We start from the raw sequence: 4,360 nt of genomic DNA on the forward strand, positions 1-4,360 counted from the left end.
CTGCTGTACGGGCGCGCTCTCGTTCGACCCGCGGTTGCGTCCGGCGTGGGTGGCGCTCGCGACGTTCCTCGCGCCGACGTTCGGCGACCGCATCTCGCTGTCCGGGCTCGCGTCGCGGCCGTCGTGGCCTCGCGGTCGTCGCGGCGCTCGCGCTGTGGGCGGTGTCCGCGGTCGCGCGCGTCGTCCAGTTCTACGGGTTCCGGCTGCGCCGCGTCGGCGACGACCTGCGCTACGAGCGCGGCCTCCTCTCGCGGCGCGACGGCACCATCCCGCTGTCGAAGCTCCAGACCGTCGCGGTCGAGGAGAACGTCCTGATGCGGCGGTTCGGGTTCGCGTCGCTGGCCGTCGAGACCGCGGGGTACGCGCCCGGCAGCCAGCCCAGCGGGGGCTCCGAGGCCGCGATCCCCATCGCGCCCCGCGAGGACGTGCTGTCGCTGGCGCGCACGCTCGAACCGTTCCACGACTTCGAACTCGAACGGCCGCCCGAGCGCGCCCGGAAGCGGTACGTCCGCCGGTACCTGCTCGCGGGCCTCGCAGTGGTCGCCGGGGGGTTCCTCGTCGACCAGTTCCTCACGAGCGTCCCGTGGTACGCCGCGGGCGTCCTGCTCCTGCCCGCGTGGCCGGCCGCGCGGCTCACCCACCGCCACCGCGGCTACGAGCTCGGGCCGGACCACGTCGTCACGCGCGCCGGGTTCTGGAACCGGAGCACGCGCGTCGTCCCGTACCGCCGCGTCCAGACGGTCATCCGGCGCCAGACCGTCTTCCAGCGGCGCTGGCGGCTCGCGACGGTCGTCTTCGACACGGCCGGCTCGCGCTCCATCTCGGCGGGCGACGCGGCGGCGCTGGACCGCGACGAGGAGGACGCGGACGGCATCGCGGGCGACGTCCGCGACCGCGTGCTGGACGTCATCTACGAGCGGGACCGCGGGCGTCGAGACTGAACGGTTTTTTATCGCTCGCCCGCACACGACCACGTAATGACCGAGTTCGACTACGACGAGCTGGGGCTCGTCGCCGGGCTGGAGATCCACCAGCAGCTGGACACGGCGACGAAGCTGTTCTGCGAGTGCCCGACCGAGCTGCGGGAGCCCGAGGAGTCCGAGCGGGCGTTCACGCGCTACCTCCACCCGACGCGCTCCGAGCTGGGCGAGATCGACGAGGCCGCCCTCGAGGAGAGCAAGGTCGAACGGGAGTTCGAGTACCTCGCGTACGACACGACGTGTCTCGTCGAGGAGGACGACGAGCCGCCCCACCGTCTCGACGAGGAAGCCCTCGACGCGGCGCTGGAGATCACGCAGCTGCTGGACATGGACCCGGTCGACCGCGCGCACGTGATGCGGAAGGTCGTCATCGACGGGTCGAACACGTCGGGGTTCCAGCGGTCGACGCTCGTCGCGCACAACGGCGAAATCGAGACGAGCGAGGGCAGCGTCGGCGTCGAGGACCTGATGCTCGAGGAGGAGTCCGCCCAGCGCGTCGAGGAGCGCGAGGGCGGCGTGCAGTTCTCGCTGGACCGCCTCGGCATCCCCCTCGTGGAAATCGGGACGAAGCCGGACATCTCGACGCCCGAGCAGGCCCGGGAGGCCGCCGAGCGCATCGGCATGCTGCTGCGCTCGACGGGGAAGGTCAAGCGCGGGCTCGGCACGATTCGGCAGGACGTCAACGTCTCCATCGCGGACGGCGCGCGCGTGGAGATGAAGGGCGTCCAGAGCCTCGACGACATCGACGACCTCGTGCGCGAGGAGGTCCGCCGGCAGGTCGAACTCGTGGACATCGCGGAGGAACTCCGAGATAGAGACGCGAGCGTCGGGGACACGGAGAACGTCACCGACGTGTTCGCGGAGACCGACTCCGGCGTCATCCGCGGCGCGCTCGACGCCGACGGCGTGGTGTACGCGGTCCCGCTGTACGGCTTCGACGGCCTCGTCGGCCGCGAGCTACAGGAGGACCGCCGGCTCGGCACGGAGTTCTCCGACCACGCCAAGCGCCACGGCGCGGGCGGCATCTTCCACACGGACGAACTGCCCGCGTACGGCGTCACCGAGGACGAAGTCGACGCCCTGCGCGAGGCGGTCGGCGCGGGCGAGGAGGACGCGGTCGCCATCGTCGCGGACGAGCCGTCGGTGGCGACGGGCGCCATCGACGCGGTCGCCGAGCGCGCGGAGACCGCAATCGAGGGCGTCCCGGAGGAGACCCGGGGCGCGAACGACGACGGCACCTCGGAGTACCTGCGGCCGCTGCCGGGCGCGGCGCGGATGTACCCCGAGACGGACGTGCCGCCGGTCGACCCCGACCCCTCGGAGGTGGAGACGCCGGAGCTCCTCACGGAGAAGGCCGAGCGCTACGAGGACGAGTACGGGCTCGACGCTGGCCTCGCCGAGCAGGTCGCGTACGGCCGGCGGTGGCCGCTGTTCGAGGAGGTCGTGGAGGCCGGCGTCGACGCGACCCTCGCCGCGCAGACGCTCGAGTCGACGGTGACCGAACTCCGCCGCGACGACGTGCCCGTCGAGGCCCTCGAGGACGACCACTTCCGCGGCGTGCTGGACCTCGTTGCCGACGGCGACCTCGCGCAAGAGGGCGTCCCGGAACTGCTCGCGGCGCTGGCCGAACAGCCGGACCGGGAGGCCGCAGACCTCGCGGAGGATCTCGGCCTCGGCTCCGCGGGCGAGGACGAGGTCCGTGAGGCGGTCGTGGAGGTCGTGGAGCGGAACAGCGAGCAGGTCGAAGAAGAGGGAATGGGCGCGTTCTCCGGGCTGATGGGCGAGTGCATGGGCGCGCTCCGCGGGAAGGCGGACGGCGACCTCGTCAGCGAGGTGCTGCGCGAGGAGATCCAGAGGCGCGCGTAGCTACTCGTCGGCGAGCTCGTCGAGGAGGGTCTCCAGTTCGTAGCTCTGGAGCGGGCGGGCGGTGTCTTTCTGGCGCGCGATGACGAACGTGGAGTTCGTGCGATCGACCTCGGGGATGGCCTCGAAGTCGGAGATGAGGCGTTCGACGTCGTCGGAGTGGGGGAGCCGCGCGAGCACCATGAAGTCGGTCTCGCCCATCGTGAAGAACGTCTGCGTGACGCCCTCGACCTCGCTGATCTTCTCGCCGACGTCCTCGTAGCTCCCCTCGTAGGAGGTCAGCACTTCGAGGACGACGGTCACGCCGAGGCCGAGCTCGTCGAGGTCGAGGTCGTAGAGGTCGTTCTCGACGACGCCCTGCTCGCGGAGGTTGTTCAGCCGGTAGTGAATCGTGGAGACGGGGATGTCCGTCTCCTCGTGGAGTTCCTCGGGGCTGCCGGTGCCGAGGTCGGAGATCGCTTTCAGGAGGCGTACGTCGCGGTCGTCCATGCCCGAGGGAATCGGCTGGCGCGAGGATAAGCCTGTGGGAGTCGGCTACAATACCCACGACGAGAGTTGCCAGCTGACCTAATGAACGACCATTATATTGTTCTGTGAGCTACTGGCGCGAAGTTCTTTGAAGAAAACTCTAATATATCTCTGGCTGTTTGTAGAAATATGAGCTACCGACGCCCCCGGTTGGGCATCTCCCCCGCGGCCGCGATGTTCCTCGCACTCGCCGCGATCTGGGGGACCTCGTTCCCGGCCATCGAGATCGGACTGCACACCGTGCCCGCGCTGTCGTTCGCCGCCATCAGGTACAGCGCTGCCGGCCTCATCATCCTCGGCTACGCCGCCTACGTCACGGACCGCTGGCGCCCCCGCGGCACCGAGGAGTGGCTCGCGGTCAGCGTCGCGGGCCTCCTCGTCATCGCCGTCTACCACGGCCTGCTGTACCTCGGCGAACTGCGCATCTCCGGCGCCATCGCCGCCATCGTCGTCAGCCTCTCGCCCGTCCTCACCGCGGGCTTCGCGAGCATCCTGCTCGGCAGCGACATCGACCTCGTGGAGGGGCTCGGCCTGCTCGCCGGGTTCGCCGGCGTCGTCGTGGTCGCGTCGCCGGGCGGCGGCGCCACCGACCTGTTCGGCGTCGGCCTCGTCTTCGCGGGCGCCGTCGCGTTCGCGCTCGGCGCCGTCCTCGCGCGCCCCCTCTCCACGGACCTCCCCGTCGAGACGATGGAGGCGTGGGCGATGCTGCTCGGCTCGGTCGTCCTCTGGGTCGGCGCCGGCGCCCGCGGCGAGTCCCTCACCGGCGTCGAGTGGACGCTCCCCGCGCTCGCCAGCCTCGTGTACCTCACGCTGGTCGCGGGCTGTCTCGGCTTCCTGCTGTACTTCGAGCTGCTCGACCGCATCGGCGCCGCCGAGCTCCACCTCGTCGGCTACCTCGAGCCCGTCGTCGCCGCGCTCGTCGTTCGCCGCCGTCCTCGCCGGAGTCGCACCAGGAGCTGCTCAGCAAGAACCGCCTCGGTCAGCGGGAG

The 4,360-nt window shown here is 70.8% G+C and carries 4 protein-coding genes; 3 read left to right on the top strand and 1 reads right to left on the bottom strand.

What is annotated here, in order from left to right; all coding sequences use genetic code 11:
• The first annotated feature begins 161 nt into the window (after nucleotides 1-161).
• A complete protein-coding gene (locus tag GJ634_RS14335; RefSeq protein ID WP_331714197.1) occupies nucleotides 162-941 on the top strand; it encodes a PH domain-containing protein in 780 nt (259 codons plus the stop codon).
• A gap of 36 nt (nucleotides 942-977) precedes the next feature.
• The gene (gene gatE, locus GJ634_RS14340) at nucleotides 978-2,846 is read left to right on the top strand and encodes a Glu-tRNA(Gln) amidotransferase subunit GatE (protein WP_157503535.1); all 1,869 of its coding nucleotides are present in this window, start codon (nucleotides 978-980) and stop codon (nucleotides 2,844-2,846) included.
• Here gatE and GJ634_RS14345 read toward each other — a convergent pair whose 3' ends face one another.
• A complete protein-coding gene (locus GJ634_RS14345) occupies nucleotides 2,847-3,332 on the bottom strand; it encodes an Lrp/AsnC family transcriptional regulator (protein ID WP_157503536.1) in 486 nt (161 codons plus the stop codon).
• A gap of 168 nt (nucleotides 3,333-3,500) precedes the next feature.
• On the opposite strand from GJ634_RS14345, the gene GJ634_RS14350 reads away from it, so the two are divergent.
• A partial coding sequence (locus GJ634_RS14350) for a DMT family transporter (RefSeq protein WP_157503537.1) occupies nucleotides 3,501-4,360 on the top strand: 860 nt, incomplete at its 3' end.

Origin of the sequence: Halobacterium sp. CBA1126, assembly GCF_009741975.1 — an archaeon.
Lineage (GTDB): Archaea > Halobacteriota > Halobacteria > Halobacteriales > Halobacteriaceae > Halobacterium.

Bases quoted from the DNA above. Each gene is read 5' to 3' on its own strand.
- gatE (WP_157503535.1), top strand. From the start codon at position 978: ATGACCGAGTTCGACTACGACGAGCTGGGGCTCGTCGCCGGGCTGGAG.
- GJ634_RS14345 (WP_157503536.1), bottom strand. From the start codon at position 3,332: ATGGACGACCGCGACGTACGCCTCCTGAAAGCGATCTCCGACCTCGGC.